The organism is Litoribacter ruber, from assembly GCF_018500185.1.
Taxonomy (GTDB): Bacteria; Bacteroidota; Bacteroidia; order Cytophagales; family Cyclobacteriaceae; genus Litoribacter; species Litoribacter ruber.
In genome coordinates this window covers 359,675-376,285 of sequence record NZ_JAHBGI010000004.1, presented here as the reverse complement: position 1 = coordinate 376,285, position 16,611 = coordinate 359,675, and the positions used below count along the sequence as shown (strand labels likewise).

The following is a 16,611-nucleotide window of genomic DNA, read 5'->3' as shown; positions in this document are numbered from 1 at the left end:
CCTGGGTCTAGTCCATAGTTAGATTGAGGTGAGCCTCCTGTCACAAGTCAGGTCTTCTGGTTTTACCGTCTTCCCGTCTCCCATCTCAAAAGCCAATTTATATGCCATGCGGAAAAACGCCATTTAGACGCCATTTTGCCCATATCAGCCAAATGACTAAGTGGAATTTCGAACAGAATTGTCCGCCTGCGACCAAAATTGTAAATTAGTGGACAAACAATCGTTTCATGTAATTTGGGGTTTGAAAAAATTAACTCATCCCCAGCAGTCCTAAAAGCAGATTTTACCTCAAACCTGTAATTGCCACACCATCAGGAACAGGTTTTGGCTAATATAATTTATCCCAATATACTCGAGCATCCAATATCAGATATCGAGCATCCAAAAATTTTGATTATTTTCCATACATGAAAGAGCAAAAACCCGGTAAAATCCTGATTGTAGATGATAATGAGGACCTTTTAAAAGCTGCCAAGATATTTCTAAAACGAAATTTCGGGCAGGTGGATACCGAAACCAATCCAGATTTATTACCGATATTGATCGTTAACGAACAGTATGATGTGATCATGCTGGACATGAATTTTACCAAGGATGTCAGCAGCGGGCAGGAGGGTTTTTATTGGCTCGACAGGATTTTGGAATTGGATTCTTCAGCCGTAGTGGTGATGATCACTGCCTACGGGGATGTAAATACGGCCGTGCGGGCCATCAAGGAAGGAGCCACCGATTTTGTGCTCAAGCCATGGGAAAATGAAAAACTGCTGGCCACCATCAATTCTGCCTTGAAACTTCGACAAACCAAATTGGAAGTACATGACTTGAAAAATAGGCAACAGCAGCTCTATCAAGATATGGACAGCAAGTTTAAGGACATTATCGGGCAGAGTGAATCCATGCAGAAAGTTTTTGAAACGATAGAAAGAGTGGCCGTCACGGATGCCAATGTCCTCATTCTTGGAGAAAACGGTACGGGAAAGGAATTGATTGCCCGCGCCATCCACCGGAATTCCAAAAGATACCGAGAAGCCTTTGTAGGGGTTGATTTGGGCTCCATCACGACCACTCTTTTTGAAAGCGAATTGTTTGGACATAAAAAAGGCTCATTCACAGATGCGAAAGAGGACCGTGCAGGAAGGTTTGAGCAAGCTAACAAAGGGACACTTTTTTTGGATGAAATCGGGAACCTGCCTTTGCCGCTGCAGGCAAAATTGCTGGCGGCTCTCCAAAATAGGGAAGTTACCCGTGTGGGGGCCAACAAAGCTGTGCCTGTAAACATCCGACTTATTTCCGCGACCAATATGCCCATCCATTCCATGGTGTATGAAAACACCTTCCGGCAGGATTTGCTCTACCGGATCAATACGATTGAAATCACCTTGCCTCCCTTGCGGGAGAGGCTGGAGGATATCCCACTTTTGGCAAATCATTTTATCAGCATTTATTCCCAAAAATATAACAAAGAGATACGAAAGGCGGGGGAGGCATTGGTCAAAAGGATGCAGAAATACCACTGGCCGGGTAACATCAGGGAATTGCAGCACAGCATCGAAAGGGCAGTAATCATGACCAACCATAGTGTATTGCAGCCCGAGGATTTGTTTTTCCAGAAAACCCTGACTCCGGAAAAACAGGAGGAAATGGTGAGTTTGGACCATCTCAATATTGAGGATGTGGAGAAAATCCTGATCCGCAAAGCTCTTCAAAAACACAACGGTCACATTACCCGAGCTGCTGAGGAACTTGGACTGACCCGATCATCACTATACAGAAGACTTGAACGTTATGGGCTTTAAATCCTTTGCCCTAGGCATCCTGCTTAGGGTGGCCATTTTGGTTGCCCTGATCTTTTTGGGCACCACCATTTTTCTAAGGGACCACTCCTACCTCATGGGTGCGGTATTTTTGCTGGCCATTGGCTTGCAGACCTACAACCTGATCAGGTTTGGCAACACCACGAACAGAAAGATCACCAAATTTCTGGAATCCATCCGGTTTGCAGATTTTTCCTCTTCATTTACCAAGGACAGCAATTTGGGACCTTCTTTCCGTGAAATGAACATGTCGTTCAACGAAGTAATTGAGGCGTTTCGGAAAACCAGGGCAGAAAAGGAAGAGCAAATGCTTTTCTTGCAGATCATGATCCAGCATATCAATACCGGTATAATTTCATTTGACCATAGTGGGAGAATAGGTGTAATAAATGGAACAGCCAAACAGTTACTCCAAATCCCCCAATTTAAAGACATCAATGATTTGGGAAAGCTATCCAAGGAGCTGCTGGTGAAAATCCTCCATTTGAGGCCTGGAGGCTCATTTTCAATAAAAATCAATCCAGAACTCCACCTCAACATCCAATCTGCAGCCTTCAAAATGGGAGGCAACAGCTGGACCTTGCTTTCTTTTCAAAACATCAAAACCGAGCTGCAGAAAAATGAATTGCAGGCTTGGCAGAACCTCACCAAGGTTTTGCGACATGAAATCATGAATTCTATGACTCCCATTGCAAGCCTTGCCAACTCGTTAGGGATTATCTTGGAGGAAGATGTGAGTGAGGAGCAGGGTGGATTTGTGATAGAAAAGGACAGCTATAGTGATCTGATGGATGGCTTGAATACGATAGAAAAAAGGAGTGCCGGCCTCATCCACTTTGTCAATGCTTATCGGGATTACACCAATATTCCCCAGCCAGAATTGAAAAACTTTTCAGTCAAAGCCCTTTTTGACAATATAGGGGTGCTGCTTAAGGAGGACCTCGCCCACGTGGGAATTTGCTTGAACTGCGAAATCCAGCCTCAGGATTTGCAACTCACTGCCGACCCAGAACTCATCCAGATGATTTTGATCAACCTGATAAAAAACGCCAAAGAGGCTTTGGGTAAAAGTGAGCATAAAGAGATCATAGTTAGGGCAGGCCTCACTAGCCACTCCTACCCTTTCATCCAAGTGATCGATTATGGAGAAGGCATCGTGCCAGAGGCGGTGGAAAGGATTTTTGTTCCTTTTTATACCACCAAGAAAACAGGCAGCGGCATAGGTCTTTCTATATCTAGGCAAATCATGAATCTCCACAAAGGCAGCTTACAGGTACAGTCTGTACCAAACGAGAAGACTATATTTACACTCAACTTTGGATAAAATAATAGGGGAAATCAATCCCCTATTACTTTTTGACAATCAGCTATTTCGCCTCTCCGTTGCTGTTAAAAATGTCACGATGGAGTTTCCACTCCCCATTCTCTTTTTTCCAGATGACAATGTACTTCACTTGGTCTATAAGTTGATTGTTTTCATCAAACAGCTTGGCATTACTGACTTCAATGGCAGTGTCACCATGCCGCTCAACTTCTTCTAAATTCATCTCAATAGACTTTATTCCCGTATTCATTGCACCCTTCCAAAATTCACTGATGGCATTTCTACCCTTTGCAGTCATACCGTTTTGGGGCATAACCTGCCCTTCCTCGGTATAAAGATTGCCAATACCTTGCGCATCACCTTTCCTGAAAGTTTCCATGAAAAGCTCATTTCGATTGAGAATCACATCATTGATGTTTTCATCGGTTAGGATAGTGGACATTTCAAGTTGATTTATAGGTTGGAGATAAAACTGTCATTATAAAATTAAGAAAAATAAACGGATAGAAACATTCTGAAAATCCTTATTATCAGTTATTTATAAATAAAACAAAAAGGTTACATCTCATTATCCGCCACCGTAAATCTTAGCTTCTCAATAAACCCTATTATGTTTCCAGCCGTTAACCGATTGAGACAAAAGCATAGATTATGAAGTATCGAATAAGCATTTTCTTTTTAGGGTTAACCTTATTGCTTTCGAGTTTAACTGGCATTGCCGATCGGGGCAAGTTCGTCATTGAGGTAAGCGATCTTAAAAGCAGCAAGGGCTCACTTAGAGTGATACTTTATGAAAAGGACGGCTGGCTGACCGAAGAAAACGTTAAAGGCAGATTTGACGCTCCCGTGCGCAATGGCCAGGCCACTGTGGAGACCAGCTCACTACCGTATGGAGAATATGCCATGTTTGTATACCATGATGAAAACGACAATGATGAGGTGGATTTCAACCTTTTTAAAATGCCGAAAGAAGGCATAGGTTTCTCAAACAATCCCAAAATAGGATTGAGCAAACCCAAATTTGAGGAAACTGTAGTGAAATTGCGTGAGAAACGAAAAAGGATTGAAGTGAGACTGAAATACTTTTGACCCCCTATTACTCTTCTTTTTTTGTTCAACATATATCTCATTTGGTTAAATTTATTTAAAAAATAACTCTCAGCATTTTCAAAACAGAATTCTTGTCTAGAAAACGGCTGAACAACTTTTTGAACTCTAATGGATTGGAGTCAACCTATACTAACCGTTTAGCCTTTGTTGATTAACATGTTTTAAACTATAAACACCCTTCCCTTATTGCTATTCCATAAATAAAATGTACATTAGCAACAATTGAGAATTAAAGCCCTTATTGACTGATTATCAATAAATTGAATCAACGTTTTTCGTATACCAACAACCTATAATTGGTTAGGAAAGCTCGCAAAATTTCGTGTATGAACACCTGTAAATTATGTGGCTTGAATAAGGTCACACCACTTATAATTCCCCATGACAAAAGAATATATAATTACTGTCCCGACTGCTACCTAATATTTGTGGATTCCACTTTTCATATCGATCTACAACAGGAAAAAAGGCTGATTTTACGACGCAATAACAGTATAGGCAATGCCGAATATGTTCATTATATCAGCCAAATCATTCAACTTATCCGACCTTTCATCTACCAAGGACAAATTGGATTAGATTACGGTTGTGGACCAACACCTACGCTAAACCATTTACTGAAAAAAGAGAACATCACCTGTTTCAATAATGACTATAATTTCGGTTTTAATCATCCATTTAAGAAATATGATTTTATTATGGCGATTGAGTGTTTGGAGAAATTTAAGGATCCCAATAATGGGATTGACAAGTTACTAGACTTCCTAAAACCAGGTGGGATCTTTGGCATGATGACCGAAGTATACCCCACCAAGGATAATTTTAAATATTGGAACAAAAAGCTAGACCCCTCCCATGTGAGCTTTTATCACCAGAAGACTCTCGATTATCTGATAGCAAACAAAAAGTTAACACTTCTCAAATCAGATTCCAAAAGGATTTTCATTTTCGAAAAGCAATAAATTTATGTCCCTTATTTCGAAGCATTAAAGGAAATGGCCTTAAATGTAGCCAAACCATTGAACCCTGCATTTGTTGTATAAAATACCTGTAACCATATGGGTATTTATTATATTTGTACTTTACGCATAAAACTAGCTACATGGAATATACTACCAAAAAAGTAACGTTAAATGACGTTCACGAAAAACTTGGCGCCAAGATGGTGCCTTTCGCCGGTTACAACATGCCCGTTCGTTATTCTTCCGATCTTGAGGAGCATAGGACCGTAAGGGAATCCGTCGGCATTTTTGATGTGTCCCACATGGGGGAGTTTTTGGTAAAAGGACCTAAAGCCCTTGACCTTATCCAGTATGTTTGTTCTAACGACGCGAGTAAATTGGCAATTGGTCAGGCTCAATATTCTTGTTTTCCAAATGAAAAAGGCGGAATCGTAGACGATCTAATTGTCTACAAAATGGCCGAAGAAGAATACATGCTTGTGGTCAACGCTTCCAATATCGATAAAGACTGGATGTGGGTGAAAAAACAAAACAAACAGTTTGAAGCTGAGCTTGAGAACATATCTGACAACATTTCCCTTTTTGCAGTTCAGGGACCAGATGCCGCTGATGCCCTTCAACCCTTGACGAAGCAGAAACTTGACGACATCAAGTTTTACCATTTTGCAGTTGCTGAATTTGCCGGGGTACCCGATGTAATTATCTCTGGAACTGGCTATACCGGCGCGGGTGGGTTTGAGATTTATGTCAAAAATGAGCATGCCGAAAAGGTATGGAATGCCATCATGGAATCAGGCAAGGAATATGGCATCAAGCCTATCGGTCTGGGTGCAAGAGATACCTTGAGGCTTGAAATGGGCTATTGCCTTTACGGCAACGATATAGATGAGACTACTTCTCCTTTAGAGGCAGGCCTAGGCTGGATCACCAAATTCACCAAGGATTTCATCAATAGCGAAAACCTCAAAAAACAGAAAGAAGAAGGTATTACACGAAAACTGGTGGGCTTCATCATGCATGAAAAAGGCATTCCAAGAGCTGGCTACACCATTGTCAACACTGAAGGTGAACCAATAGGGAAAGTAACTTCTGGAACCCTTTCTCCTTCTATGGGACTTGGAATTGGTCTTGGATATGTCAAGAAGGAATTTGCAGATCCTGGCGAGTATATCGGTATACAGGTACGAAACAAGAATCTGGAAGCAACCATTGAAAAGCTTCCTCTTTACAAAAAATAACCAATTTAAATAGCTTCCAACAACTTGGAAGCTATTTTTGCATGATGAGAAATATAGAAGTATGCCTGACCCCGGAGTTGATCCATCTTTACGACCTTCAGGGAAAGATTGTAATTATTGTGGACATTTTCAGGGCTACCTCCACCATGGTTACCGCACTGGCCAATAAAGTAGACAGTGTTACACCGGTCGAAAACCTTGAAGTCTGCCGTCAAATGGCTAATGAGGGATATGTGATAGCAGGAGAAAGAAACGGAAAAACAGCTGAAGGCTTTGCATTGGGCAATTCACCTTTGAGCTATTTGGATAATGGCTTTTTGGATAAAAAGATAGCCATGACCACCACCAACGGCACACTTGCCATAGAGAAATCAAAAAGCGGTTCGTCTGAGATCCTCATTGGTGCTTTTTTGAACCTTCATGCTACTGCATCCTATTTGAAATCCAAAAAAGAGGACATCTTGATTTTGTGCGCAGGATGGAAAGGCAAGTTCAACTTGGAGGATTCACTCTATGCCGGGGCCCTTATTGACGCCTTGTCGGAGGACCTGGCCTATGATTGTGATGGAGCCTTGGCTACAAGAGCCCTTTATCAAGCTAATAAAAATAACATCTCAGGATTTTTGGCTCAGGCCTCGCACGCCAAGCGTTTGCAGAACCATAATATTGAAGCTGACATTGATTTTTGCCTGACCTTCGATAAATATGATCTGGTGGGCAAATTAGTAGATGGTAAGCTGGTTGTTTGGAACTGGAAAACTGTAGGGTCCAGATCATAAAAAAAACCTTCCCAGAATATTAAATCAAGGAAGGCTTAGCATATAGAAAAGCCTGGCAATAATTAATATTGCCAGGCTTTCATTTTTATTTCAGAGTGTGAACTTTAGTTTGGCCATTAGTGGTAATGGTAATCTCATGGTTACACTGCCCATTGCCATAGTTTATCAAATACTCCCTATCACCTACGGTAAGAGTGGTCAGTCCAGAAGTTGGGTAAAGGATACCTTGCTGGGCACACTTTCTATTAAGTTGCAATCCCTCTGTGATCAGGAGAGTATACGGTTCCCCCTCTTTGGTCAAACCGCTCGCCTGGCCTAATACAGTGGTATTAAAATCCTGATTATTGGAAATAACAAGGCTAACCACCTGATCGGCATCACGGGTGACGAATTTTCCATCAGGCCAAGTCACTTTTCCGCCAATTAGCTCGCTGAGGATATCTACCTGACCTTCTTCAAAAATCATCGTTTGCTCATTGCGGCCCTCAACTTTCAACCCGTTCACTTCGTAATCGTGGAAAATAATGTTTGAATAGATTTCAAAACCCATATCATCATCCTCCAGCTTAAATTCTCCGCCTTTGTATTCTATTTCAATCTTCCCTTTACGGACATTCCCTTGTCCATCATCACAGCCATCCCCAAAGTCAATCCAGATGCTGCCCACGGGGCTAAAGCTGTCTGAATTATCCAAATCCCAGGTGATTTTTGCACAATTGAGGCGAGCATCATCCATGTCTTCAGCAGCTATACGCATATTGGCACCGCCCGTCTGACGGCCCTGGGCATCCAATGCCTGTCCCATGTCCATGGCATCACTGAAGTAAGCAGCGATTTCGGACTCGATATTGATATCTACTACTTCTTCCTCAGATGCACGCTCAAAAGAATCATCGCTGGTACAGGCCACCCAAACAAAGGCAGCTGCCAACATCATCAGAGAAGCAATTAGGTTTAACTTTTTCATAAAAATCTATTTTGGTGTTGAACAATTAGGAATGAAATTACCATAAATTTTATAAAACCAAAAAAGACAACTGATTACAAGGGATTTAGGAAATATTAAAAAATTAAATTGTGGGGACTAAGACCTTTTATCACTATACTAAATGTACTGATTAAAATTTTATTACTGATAATCAGCATGTTATAAAAAAAATAATCAAACCATATACTAAACACCGATTAGGCCCTAATCTTTTCGTAATTCCTCAACTTTTAGTAGTATTGCATTGAATAAAGACTCCCATGAGAAAAATCATTTACGCCCTCCCTCTATTTCTTTTGCTAAGCTGTTCAGGATATTTCAGAGTAGTAGCTGATATGGGCATGACAGAAGCCGAATTCAAAAGAAAGAACCATGCTATAGAAGTGGTGAAGATGTATGAAAACAGGAAGGTTTACAGAGTTGTGCCCGTAGGCAACTCAGTCAAATATGTTTACTTTGAAAATGGTTTACTCTACCGCATGGACGAAGGCCAGATGTTTTACCCCGTTTGGCAGCCATTTTATCCAGGAGAGATGGGGTTACAGTGATTCTATTCTCACCTTAGCTTTTCATTCCCTTTATGCCTGTCTTTATCCCGGATATTCTTTTTTTCAAGATTTTTCTCCAGGGCTTTGGTGAGGTCTACACCCGTTTGGTTGGCAAGGCAGATGAGCACCCAAAGCACATCGGCCATTTCGTCGCCGAGGTCTCTGTTTTTGTCGCTTTCCTTAAAGGACTGCTCACCGTATTTGCGGGCGATGAGCCGGGCCAGCTCCCCTACCTCTTCAGTGAGGATGGCCATATTGGTCAACTCGTTGAAATACCTAACCCCTACGGTGTTGATCCATTTATCTACTAATTGCTGTGCTTGCTCTATCGTCATGGCAAAAAAACTTAAAAAAAGGGCCAAATATACCGCGATCGCGGTATTGACAGGCTTTGCCTAGGGCCCTACCTTTGTAATATATGGTTTTTTCTTTTTAAAGATGGTGAAAAAGTAATCTCTCAACTTTTTCACCATTTTTTTTATCCTTATCACACCCTGTTTTTACTATCGATAATGATAGTCACAGGCCCATCATTGGTCAGGGAGACTTTCATATCGGCCCCAAACTCCCCAGTGACAATCGCTTTTTTGAGTTCTGAAGACAATGCCTTCCCAAATTTCTCATATAAAGGTATAGCTATTTCAGGTTTTGCGGCTTTGATATAGGAGGGTCGATTCCCTTTCTTGGTACTTGCATGTAGGGTAAACTGGCTGATCAATAACACATCCCCATAATGGTCCAAGATGCTTTCGTTCATCACCTCTTTTTCATCTGGAAAGATCCGCATGTTAACGATTTTTTTGCTCAGCCATTCGATATCACGGGCATCATCTGCCTCCTCAATGCCAAGCAAAATCACTAATCCCAAACCGATTTTACGGGTTTCCTTGCCGTTGATCAAGACTTCCGCTTGGGAAACCCGCTGGAGTACTGCTATCATGGATCATCTAATCTTTTTGTAAGGCCTGCATCGCCTTGGAGGAAATGTATTCTACTACCAGTTTGGGCTGTTTTAAAGCATGGTGAATCATGGCCCGCGCCACTTGGCTATCCTGTATGGGTTTGTATTTGCGAAACAGCCCTACAGTGGTAAAGGCCTTCATGATCACTTTCCCCACATCCTCTCCTACTCTTACTTCCTTACGTTGTCCTAACAAGATGGAAGGCTGAAAAATGCCCAAATAATCAAATTTGATAAGCTTCAGATCTTCCTCCACCTGACCTTTTACTTTATTGTAAAAAAAAGAGCTTTGTTGATCAGCCCCTATGGCACTCACGTAAAGGAATTTTCTTGCCCCTATTTTATAAGTCCATTTGGCGAAATTAATGACAAAATCATGGTCTATTTTGAAAAAGGCGTCCTTGCTGCCGGCTTTTTTAATAGTTGTACCCAAACTGCAGAATGCATGGATTTCACAGCTCTGGTTCTCCAAGGCCTCGATGATTTGCTGGTTTTCGCCCCCAAAATCATCGATCCTTAATCCTTCCACCAAATCACAGCGATCTAGCTTCGCAAAGTCCACCTCAATCTGGGCCAGTTTGGGATGTTTTAATGCAAGGTGTCTCCTGCCAATCGCAATAACAGCATCATATTCCTTATGCTGAAAAAGCTGGTGCAGTAGCTGCATTCCTACCAGTCCAGAACCACCGGCCACTATGGCAATACGTTTTAGCATTATTTATAGGATTGTTCCCAATGAACAAATTTCTGAATATCGGACTGCAAAGTTTTGATCACCGCCAAAAGCACTGTTAAATCATCCACATATCCGATTACGGGAATAAAATCGGGAATTAAATCAACAGGAGTGACAAAGTATACCAACCCTAAAACCATCATCCCTAGAGATTTGGCCGAAAATCCTTTGTACGTCCCATTTACATGGGCTCTGATCATCCTGAAAAGCACGTCCACATGGCCGATCATTTCTACCACTTGGGGATTGCTGCTAAATTTGTGCAGCTTTTCAGAAGCCGAGTCCATGAGCTTTTTCAGCTTCACCTCATTTTTGGAGATCTTTTGGGCTTGTTCAAAATAAAGGAGCTTGGCTCTTTGAAAAATATTCTCTGCAGTGTCTTTAATAGTTGCCATAAATGTTGTTTAGAAGTAAATCCTGATCTCTGATTTCACCATTTGCAGGGCACGCTTAATGCTGTCCATTTTCTGCTCCAGGGAGAGTTGGAAAATCCGCTTGGCAAGTTCGAGACCTCTAGCTTCTTCGTTAAGGTCTTGGGAAGCGCGGTTGATCATAGTGATCACGTCCTCCACGGCCTTGCGCACACTTTCCCAGGTTTCGTCTGTAAAGTACACCTGCTGGGAAAGGTTGTGGTTGAATTCCTCCCTCACTTCAGAAAGCAAAACTGCATGCAGCTCCCTAGCGGAATAGGACCCGTCATTAACGCGGCGCACAAGGTTGTTGGGAGTAATCCTTTCCAATAGCAGGCACAACCTTTCACCCGCCTGCAGTCTAATTGGCAACACGGTATCCGTGTTCTTTGTTTTCAGTTCAATCAGCTTGTTATCCCTTTCCCTTTTCAAAAATGATACCGCGATGATGTACATCCCATAAATGACCAGCCCTGCGGGAAGGACAATCTTCAAAAGTTCTGTGATATATTCCATTGGTTTAATTTGTTTCTCGAATATCCTAAATAATTTGGTAGGGATAAAACTGTGTGGAAATTTAATTTATGTATAATTTTGAACTCAGAGTGTACCAAATTGCCTTTTAAGTATATGATCATACCCATCAAAATCACCGAGCCGGCCCAAGCCGAGATCCGTAATATCATGGCCAACAAAAACATACCTGCTGAGTATTGTCTGCGAGTGGGTGTTAAAGGCGGTGGCTGTGGGGGGATGGCATATGCGCTGGGCTTTGATAAACAGAAGGATGGTGACGAAAAATTCGAGGTAGAGGGCATTCCCGTTTTGATGGAGAAAAAACATATGATGTTTTTAATGGGCATGCATATCGATTTCTTCGATGGCAACGATGCCCGCGGCTTCACCTTCACCAACCCGGACCGAAAGAAACAAGAGAAAGTTAAAGGGGAGTAAACGTTGAAATGGGTCGCTAAGTCGAGGAAGTTTACTCAAAGTCGCACGAAGTAAAAAAGTATCCGTTTTTTTTTCCACTGAGGTCCACAGAGTTTGAGCACGGAGGACCCCAGAGTAAAACAACTATGAATAAATCCTACTCTGTAATACTCCTCTGTGAAACACTGCGATAAAAACTTTCCAAAAAAACCTTTGTGGCCATTCCAAACTTGGTGTGACTTCTTTTTTTAACTTTGTGCCCTTCGTGACCATATTTTACCCTGTGCCCTTGTGGCCCATTCTTTTACTTCAACTCTTCAAACCCATGCCTGACGTTACTCCAGAATTCATCTAGGGCGATGATCCTTGGCTTTAAGAATGAAATGATCTTTGGCCAATCGTCTTTCTCCATCACACTCACTCCTTCTAATACAACCTCGGCCTTTGACATGGGCCTTCCATATTCATCGGGTTGGGCGTAGGACCAGTTCCATTCTTCGCCCAATTGGCCGCGAAGCATGCTTTTAAACATAATCAATTGCTCATATTGCAACTCTTGGATATCCATATCGGGATGGTTGAGCTCAATGCCAATAGAGGCAAAACCCCGCTCGGCCTTCATTCTAAAAAACAGTTGCTTAACTCCAGTTTTGTAATTCTGCCAATTCACCCTCATGCCCTCCGCTGATGGCACCGGCTTCATGTATGCCCCAAAGGTGGTCCAAAAATCTTTTTTCGTCTTGGCTATTTCTGCTTTTTTATACATGGTTGGGATGGTTAGATGTCCGATGTCAGGTGTCGGATGTCCGATGTCGGATGCCTGCTCGCCGTGGCGTGTAGGATGGACGCCGTAGGCCCTACGTAACGAAAACGGACTCAGTTCTCAGTGCTTAATAGCTCTTCGGACTATCTGTGGGCAATACGATGATAAAATCAGCCTTTGCTCTGGTTTCCTCATCGATATCCATCACGTCTTTCTCCTCTACGGTAATTGTCATGATGGAAAGCCCTTCTTCGTAATGCTTCAAATACCAAACAATTCCTTCATAATTGTTGGAATGATAGGAGCCGTTGATGTGGTAAAATTGTTCCATGCCATCCAGACCTTTCAGGATAAAATGGGCCATGGTGGCATCTTTCAATGCTTGGGCAGCTACCATGTGATCAGCATTCATGTGACTGCCATGCATCATTTCTTTCATCCCTACATATCCCGGTAGCTCCCTGTCTATTTCAATAGGCAGAGGAGCTATAAATAATTTGGCTTCCTCCGAAAAATCTTCCAACACCTCCAAACCTCCACGGCTTACTGCAGAAGCATACTTGCGGGGGACATTGGTGGCGACAAAAGGAATATCATTGGACTTGGCATATTGAACCAAGGGCTTGTAATCTGTCTGGTAATTGTTCCAAAGCTTGACCTCAGCCTCCAAATTCTTTTCATTAATTAGATCCCCAAACCATTCATCAAGGCTCAATTGGTCATCCGCTTCGAAAAACTCTCCACCGAAAACCAGCCCCTCTCCCCTTTCATGCAGACTTTTCAATAGCTGCAACTGCAGCCAGTGGGCAATACTGTTGTTATGAAGTTCCCCAAAAAGCACCACCTGTTTCTCGGCGGCTTCTTCAGCCATTTGCTCAAAACTTACTTCTTCTCCTTGTGAATTGAATATCCGGTAGGGGACGGTTTGGGCGTAGATTTGGAAAGGGAAAACAAGTAAAAAAAGTAAAGGTAAAATTTTATTCATAATCCTGCGGGTAAGCTACTTTTACAACGGAATAATTGACCACCCCTCCAAGGGCGGGATTGTGTTTCTTGATGATAATCTCGATATGCTTGACATCCGGATAATGCTTCAAAATATCCAATAACATCAAATGCCCCAAATGCTCCAGAAGCTTTACCGGCTCCTGCATATGTGCTTTTGCTATCGTGTAAAGCTTAAAATAATCCACGGTGGATTCCAGATCATCATCCACCATGGCTTTTTTAAAATCGGTATCTACATGCATGTCAACCGTAAACCTATTCCCGAGTTTTTTCTCCTCGGAAAACACCCCATGATAGGCATGAAACTCAATTCCTTCCAGTGAAACTCTCCCCATCAGTCAAACTGGTCAAAGAAAGATCCTGAAGTCTGTTTTTTCTCATTTTGCACCGTGGGACTGGGCTGATCTTCTCTGCGAGGCTCTTCCTCTTTTTCTTCCTCCTTGGCTTCAGGCTCCACTATTTCCTCTTCTATCCTTTTAGGCTCCTCTGGTTCAGCTTTGGCCTCCTCTACTTGGGCTTTAATTTCTTCCTCGGCTTCGGGCTGCACTTCTTCCTGCTCTACCTCTTCTTGGATTTCTTCCATTTTAGCAGGCACCTGCCCCACAAAGGATTCAAAAGAACCCTCTTGGCTCAATTGCTCAATTAAATCTGTATGCACCGTGATATCGGCCTGCTCAAAAGTCTTTTCCGCATCCTCCATGGTGTCGATGGTATGCGTGGCGATCTGCTGAAGGTTTTTAAGGACTCTTTTTCGCTGCTCCAAGAGATGCTCATAATTGTCCACTAATGTCTGAATATCCGTTTTGAGGTTTTCCATGATCTCCCGAGCTTTCTGCTCAGCCGCCTCCAACATGTTTTGGGACTTTTGCTTGGCATCATTTCTTAGAACATCCGCATCGATCTGGGCGTCGCCCACAATTTGATCGGCGGTAGTCTTAGCCTGTTCGATGATATTGGCACCGGTATCCTCAGCTGTTTTTAAGGTGCGAAAAAGGGATGACTCCACTTCACGCAGTTTGTTGGACTGCTTTTCAGCTTGATCCAATTTCACCTGAAGGTCTTTTTTCTCATCCATCAGCCTTTCCCATTCCTGGGACAAGCTGTTCAAAAATGCGCCTACCTCTTCCTTATCATATCCCCTGAAATGCCTTTCAAAGGTTTTCTGTCTTATTTCTAATGGTGTTATTTTCATTTTTATCGTTATTTTCTATTATCAGGTGCCAGTCGGTCTGCCTATAGTTGATGGTCCATAGACCATAATCCATAGAATTGCGAAGTCAAAACTTGCCTTGACACTTTTTTCGAAATTTCTATCAGGTTTTCTCCGGTAAGAGGCCTCTGCGAAACTCCTCTTTAAACTCCGCGAAACCCTGCCTGCGGAGGCAGGTCTGTGTTCCTTTTATTTCACATACCTATCTCCCAGATCCCCACAGTCCTGTCATCGCTTATGGAGATCAACTTATCTGAAAAGCTGCTCCAAAGCACCTTGTTGATTGAGGTACCGTGACCGGCGTGGCGGGCTTTGTCGATTACTTTTAGGAGGCGGAAACTCTCCCCATCCCAAAGTTTTATCGATTTGTCCATGCTGCAGGTGGCAAAATACCTTCCATCTTTTCTGAAAGATAAATAATTGATGGCAAATAAATGAGCGGCAATGCTTTCTTTTTCCTCATAAGTTTCTGCCTGCCAGATTTTAAGGTGCGCATCACGGCCACCACTGACCAACTGGCCGGATACAGGATGATATCCCAGGGCAAAAACGGAGTTTTGGTGGCTGGTCAGGTTGGCTTTTGGCTTAAAGTTGCTGGTGTCAAATACTTTTACCGTATGGTCACTCAACCCCACAGCCAAATCTTCCCCAGAGGGATGAAAAGCCATTACCCGAGCGCTCTTATCCCCTATTTTCAAATGCCTCACCACAGCCCTGGCCTCGACATCAACAATTATCACAAGTCCGTCTCCTGTACAAACCATCAGGTTGTCACCTTTCACCTGAAGGTCAAAAATGGCTGCGGAACTTATTTTTAACGACCATATCTCCTTTTTTGTATCCAGGTCTATCACATGAATGCCTTCATAATTGTGCCCGGCAAAAAGCCAACCCCGTTTTTCGTCTATGCCCAACGCATAAACGCTATGGGGAAGTCTGGCCAATAAATGGCCGTCTTTGGGGTTGGCCTGCCCCCATTGCACCACCATCCCATCTCCTGACCCCGTGAAGAATAGGCCTTTCTCACCCCACTCAGCAAGGGCATAAATGCAATCATTGTGACCAGTAAGGGTATGGAGTTTATTTACTTGAATATTTGACATATATTGCAGACGGTAATCCTGAGTACATTAAGGCATATGCAAACAAAAATAGAAAAAATAAGTCCTTTATCTGCCCTGGCCATCAAGAATATTGAGGGGACGGAGGGCGAGGCACTTGATTTTTTAAGCTTCCGAGAAAAACTTTCCTACGCAAACATCAGCCATCCCGGCAAAAAAACCGAATGGCGTGGCGCCAGATTGGCCATTAAGGAAGCTCTTGAATGCATACAGCATCCTTATCCGGGGTTTTTCAAAGATGAGCACGGCAAAAGCCACCCCATGGACAATTATGGATACGTATCCCTCACCCACACTATGGGACTTGCCGCAGCAATCTTTCACAAAGAAATGCCCGTAGGAATTGATTTGGATTTTGTCAGGGAAAAAGTGGTCAGGTTGGGCCCAAAATTTCTTGACCCCTCCGAAATGGACTTTCTGGACAATGACCCCCTGCATTATACCATGGCCTGGTCGGTTAAAGAATCCATTTTTAAATGCCAAGGAAAAAGAGGCATCAGCCTACGACAAAACATTTTGTTGCAGCCTTTTGACAAGGGAGCAAGGATCGTAAAAGGTAAAGTCTATGACACCGAATACACCGATCACCACTATCAGGTTCAACTGGAAGTGGAAAAGGATGTGGTGTTGAGTTATACGATTTGGTAGGGGACGGGAGACCGAAGACGGAAAAAATATAACCGCAGAGGCTCAGAGGTCCCAGAGA

The 16,611-nt window shown here is 42.8% G+C and carries 21 protein-coding genes; 9 read left to right on the top strand and 12 right to left on the bottom strand.

Annotated features, from left to right (window positions below):
* Nucleotides 1-407: 407 nt before the first annotated feature.
* The gene (locus KIH41_RS08295; protein ID WP_213943681.1) at nucleotides 408-1,796 is read left to right on the top strand and encodes a sigma-54-dependent transcriptional regulator; all 1,389 of its coding nucleotides are present in this window, start codon (nucleotides 408-410) and stop codon (nucleotides 1,794-1,796) included.
* The gene (locus tag KIH41_RS08290) at nucleotides 1,786-3,138 is read left to right on the top strand and encodes a sensor histidine kinase (RefSeq protein ID WP_214162117.1); all 1,353 of its coding nucleotides are present in this window, start codon (nucleotides 1,786-1,788) and stop codon (nucleotides 3,136-3,138) included. The genes KIH41_RS08295 and KIH41_RS08290 overlap by 11 nt, the downstream gene beginning before the upstream one ends.
* Nucleotides 3,139-3,181: 43 nt before the next feature.
* Here KIH41_RS08290 and KIH41_RS08285 read toward each other — a convergent pair whose 3' ends face one another.
* Nucleotides 3,182-3,580, bottom strand: a complete 399-nt coding sequence (locus KIH41_RS08285; RefSeq protein ID WP_214162116.1) for a YybH family protein — start codon at nucleotides 3,578-3,580, stop codon at nucleotides 3,182-3,184.
* A gap of 209 nt (nucleotides 3,581-3,789) precedes the next feature.
* Here KIH41_RS08285 and KIH41_RS08280 point away from each other — a divergent pair, with 209 nt between their 5' ends.
* The 4 genes from KIH41_RS08280 to KIH41_RS08265 all read left to right on the top strand — a co-directional run bounded on the left by KIH41_RS08280 (nucleotide 3,790) and on the right by KIH41_RS08265 (nucleotide 7,227).
* Entirely contained in the window at nucleotides 3,790-4,227 is a 438-nt protein-coding gene (locus KIH41_RS08280) for a DUF2141 domain-containing protein (RefSeq protein ID WP_214162115.1), read from the top strand.
* A gap of 347 nt (nucleotides 4,228-4,574) precedes the next feature.
* Nucleotides 4,575-5,210, top strand: a complete 636-nt coding sequence (locus tag KIH41_RS08275; protein ID WP_214162114.1) for a methyltransferase domain-containing protein — start codon at nucleotides 4,575-4,577, stop codon at nucleotides 5,208-5,210.
* 140 nt (nucleotides 5,211-5,350) lie between these two features.
* Entirely contained in the window at nucleotides 5,351-6,448 is a 1,098-nt protein-coding gene (gene gcvT, locus KIH41_RS08270; RefSeq protein ID WP_214162113.1) for a glycine cleavage system aminomethyltransferase GcvT, read from the top strand.
* Between the two features lie 44 nt (nucleotides 6,449-6,492).
* Entirely contained in the window at nucleotides 6,493-7,227 is a 735-nt protein-coding gene (locus KIH41_RS08265; RefSeq protein WP_213944178.1) for a 2-phosphosulfolactate phosphatase, read from the top strand.
* An 85-nt stretch (nucleotides 7,228-7,312) separates the two neighbouring features.
* Here KIH41_RS08265 and KIH41_RS08260 read toward each other — a convergent pair whose 3' ends face one another.
* Complete coding sequence (locus KIH41_RS08260; RefSeq protein ID WP_213943675.1) at nucleotides 7,313-8,194, bottom strand: hypothetical protein; 882 nt, start codon at nucleotides 8,192-8,194, stop codon at nucleotides 7,313-7,315.
* 281 nt (nucleotides 8,195-8,475) lie between these two features.
* Here KIH41_RS08260 and KIH41_RS08255 point away from each other — a divergent pair, with 281 nt between their 5' ends.
* Nucleotides 8,476-8,763 carry a hypothetical protein gene (locus KIH41_RS08255; RefSeq protein WP_214162112.1) on the top strand — a complete coding sequence of 96 codons (288 nt, stop codon included), beginning with the start codon at nucleotides 8,476-8,478 and terminating at the stop codon, nucleotides 8,761-8,763.
* An 8-nt stretch (nucleotides 8,764-8,771) separates the two neighbouring features.
* Here the strand turns inward: KIH41_RS08255 and KIH41_RS08250 are convergent, their stop codons facing one another.
* The 5 genes from KIH41_RS08250 to KIH41_RS08230 form a co-directional block, all read right to left on the bottom strand.
* The gene (locus KIH41_RS08250) at nucleotides 8,772-9,098 is read right to left on the bottom strand and encodes a nucleotide pyrophosphohydrolase (protein WP_213943657.1); all 327 of its coding nucleotides are present in this window, start codon (nucleotides 9,096-9,098) and stop codon (nucleotides 8,772-8,774) included.
* 152 nt (nucleotides 9,099-9,250) lie between these two features.
* The gene (gene dtd, locus KIH41_RS08245) at nucleotides 9,251-9,703 is read right to left on the bottom strand and encodes a D-aminoacyl-tRNA deacylase (RefSeq protein ID WP_213943656.1); all 453 of its coding nucleotides are present in this window, start codon (nucleotides 9,701-9,703) and stop codon (nucleotides 9,251-9,253) included.
* 7 nt (nucleotides 9,704-9,710) lie between these two features.
* Nucleotides 9,711-10,439, bottom strand: coding sequence for an NAD-dependent epimerase/dehydratase family protein (locus KIH41_RS08240; protein ID WP_214162111.1), 729 nt, complete (start codon nucleotides 10,437-10,439; stop codon nucleotides 9,711-9,713).
* Nucleotides 10,439-10,855 (bottom strand): YkvA family protein, encoded by a 417-nt coding sequence (locus KIH41_RS08235; protein WP_213943655.1) that lies wholly within the window; start codon nucleotides 10,853-10,855, stop codon nucleotides 10,439-10,441. The genes KIH41_RS08240 and KIH41_RS08235 overlap by 1 nt, the downstream gene beginning before the upstream one ends.
* 9 nt (nucleotides 10,856-10,864) lie before the next feature.
* Nucleotides 10,865-11,386, bottom strand: a complete 522-nt coding sequence (locus KIH41_RS08230; protein WP_213943654.1) for a DUF7935 family protein — start codon at nucleotides 11,384-11,386, stop codon at nucleotides 10,865-10,867.
* A 114-nt stretch (nucleotides 11,387-11,500) separates the two neighbouring features.
* Between KIH41_RS08230 and KIH41_RS08225 the strand changes: the two genes are divergently transcribed.
* A complete protein-coding gene (locus KIH41_RS08225) occupies nucleotides 11,501-11,824 on the top strand; it encodes a HesB/IscA family protein (protein ID WP_214162110.1) in 324 nt (107 codons plus the stop codon).
* Nucleotides 11,825-12,107: 283 nt separating this feature from the next.
* Here the strand turns inward: KIH41_RS08225 and KIH41_RS08220 are convergent, their stop codons facing one another.
* The 5 genes from KIH41_RS08220 to KIH41_RS08200 form a co-directional block, all read right to left on the bottom strand.
* Nucleotides 12,108-12,569, bottom strand: a complete 462-nt coding sequence (locus tag KIH41_RS08220; protein WP_214162109.1) for a DUF4268 domain-containing protein — start codon at nucleotides 12,567-12,569, stop codon at nucleotides 12,108-12,110.
* A gap of 124 nt (nucleotides 12,570-12,693) precedes the next feature.
* The gene (locus KIH41_RS08215; RefSeq protein ID WP_214162108.1) at nucleotides 12,694-13,551 is read right to left on the bottom strand and encodes a ChaN family lipoprotein; all 858 of its coding nucleotides are present in this window, start codon (nucleotides 13,549-13,551) and stop codon (nucleotides 12,694-12,696) included.
* The gene (folB, locus tag KIH41_RS08210; RefSeq protein WP_213943650.1) at nucleotides 13,544-13,909 is read right to left on the bottom strand and encodes a dihydroneopterin aldolase; all 366 of its coding nucleotides are present in this window, start codon (nucleotides 13,907-13,909) and stop codon (nucleotides 13,544-13,546) included. Before folB ends, KIH41_RS08215 begins: the two co-directional genes overlap by 8 nt.
* The gene (locus KIH41_RS08205; protein ID WP_214162107.1) at nucleotides 13,909-14,766 is read right to left on the bottom strand and encodes a DivIVA domain-containing protein; all 858 of its coding nucleotides are present in this window, start codon (nucleotides 14,764-14,766) and stop codon (nucleotides 13,909-13,911) included. The genes folB and KIH41_RS08205 overlap by 1 nt, the downstream gene beginning before the upstream one ends.
* 212 nt (nucleotides 14,767-14,978) lie before the next feature.
* On the bottom strand, nucleotides 14,979-15,887 hold the full coding sequence (locus KIH41_RS08200) for a WD40 repeat domain-containing protein (RefSeq protein ID WP_213943648.1): 909 nt from the start codon (nucleotides 15,885-15,887) through the stop codon (nucleotides 14,979-14,981).
* Between the two features lie 36 nt (nucleotides 15,888-15,923).
* On the opposite strand from KIH41_RS08200, the gene KIH41_RS08195 reads away from it, so the two are divergent.
* A complete protein-coding gene (locus KIH41_RS08195; protein ID WP_214162106.1) occupies nucleotides 15,924-16,553 on the top strand; it encodes a 4'-phosphopantetheinyl transferase family protein in 630 nt (209 codons plus the stop codon).
* Nucleotides 16,554-16,611: the final 58 nt, after the last annotated feature.

Bases quoted from the DNA above. Each gene is read 5' to 3' on its own strand.
- KIH41_RS08295 (WP_213943681.1), top strand. From the start codon at position 408: ATGAAAGAGCAAAAACCCGGTAAAATCCTGATTGTAGATGATAATGAG.
- KIH41_RS08290 (WP_214162117.1), top strand. From the start codon at position 1,786: ATGGGCTTTAAATCCTTTGCCCTAGGCATCCTGCTTAGGGTGGCCATT.
- KIH41_RS08285 (WP_214162116.1), bottom strand. From the start codon at position 3,580: ATGTCCACTATCCTAACCGATGAAAACATCAATGATGTGATTCTCAAT.
- KIH41_RS08280 (WP_214162115.1), top strand. From the start codon at position 3,790: ATGAAGTATCGAATAAGCATTTTCTTTTTAGGGTTAACCTTATTGCTT.
- KIH41_RS08275 (WP_214162114.1), top strand. From the start codon at position 4,575: ATGAACACCTGTAAATTATGTGGCTTGAATAAGGTCACACCACTTATA.
- gcvT (WP_214162113.1), top strand. From the start codon at position 5,351: ATGGAATATACTACCAAAAAAGTAACGTTAAATGACGTTCACGAAAAA.
- KIH41_RS08265 (WP_213944178.1), top strand. From the start codon at position 6,493: ATGAGAAATATAGAAGTATGCCTGACCCCGGAGTTGATCCATCTTTAC.
- KIH41_RS08260 (WP_213943675.1), bottom strand. From the start codon at position 8,194: ATGAAAAAGTTAAACCTAATTGCTTCTCTGATGATGTTGGCAGCTGCC.
- KIH41_RS08255 (WP_214162112.1), top strand. From the start codon at position 8,476: ATGAGAAAAATCATTTACGCCCTCCCTCTATTTCTTTTGCTAAGCTGT.
- KIH41_RS08250 (WP_213943657.1), bottom strand. From the start codon at position 9,098: ATGACGATAGAGCAAGCACAGCAATTAGTAGATAAATGGATCAACACC.
- dtd (WP_213943656.1), bottom strand. From the start codon at position 9,703: ATGATAGCAGTACTCCAGCGGGTTTCCCAAGCGGAAGTCTTGATCAAC.
- KIH41_RS08240 (WP_214162111.1), bottom strand. From the start codon at position 10,439: ATGCTAAAACGTATTGCCATAGTGGCCGGTGGTTCTGGACTGGTAGGA.
- KIH41_RS08235 (WP_213943655.1), bottom strand. From the start codon at position 10,855: ATGGCAACTATTAAAGACACTGCAGAGAATATTTTTCAAAGAGCCAAG.
- KIH41_RS08230 (WP_213943654.1), bottom strand. From the start codon at position 11,386: ATGGAATATATCACAGAACTTTTGAAGATTGTCCTTCCCGCAGGGCTG.
- KIH41_RS08225 (WP_214162110.1), top strand. From the start codon at position 11,501: ATGATCATACCCATCAAAATCACCGAGCCGGCCCAAGCCGAGATCCGT.
- KIH41_RS08220 (WP_214162109.1), bottom strand. From the start codon at position 12,569: ATGTATAAAAAAGCAGAAATAGCCAAGACGAAAAAAGATTTTTGGACC.
- KIH41_RS08215 (WP_214162108.1), bottom strand. From the start codon at position 13,551: ATGAATAAAATTTTACCTTTACTTTTTTTACTTGTTTTCCCTTTCCAA.
- folB (WP_213943650.1), bottom strand. From the start codon at position 13,909: ATGGGGAGAGTTTCACTGGAAGGAATTGAGTTTCATGCCTATCATGGG.
- KIH41_RS08205 (WP_214162107.1), bottom strand. From the start codon at position 14,766: ATGAAAATAACACCATTAGAAATAAGACAGAAAACCTTTGAAAGGCAT.
- KIH41_RS08200 (WP_213943648.1), bottom strand. From the start codon at position 15,887: ATGTCAAATATTCAAGTAAATAAACTCCATACCCTTACTGGTCACAAT.
- KIH41_RS08195 (WP_214162106.1), top strand. From the start codon at position 15,924: ATGCAAACAAAAATAGAAAAAATAAGTCCTTTATCTGCCCTGGCCATC.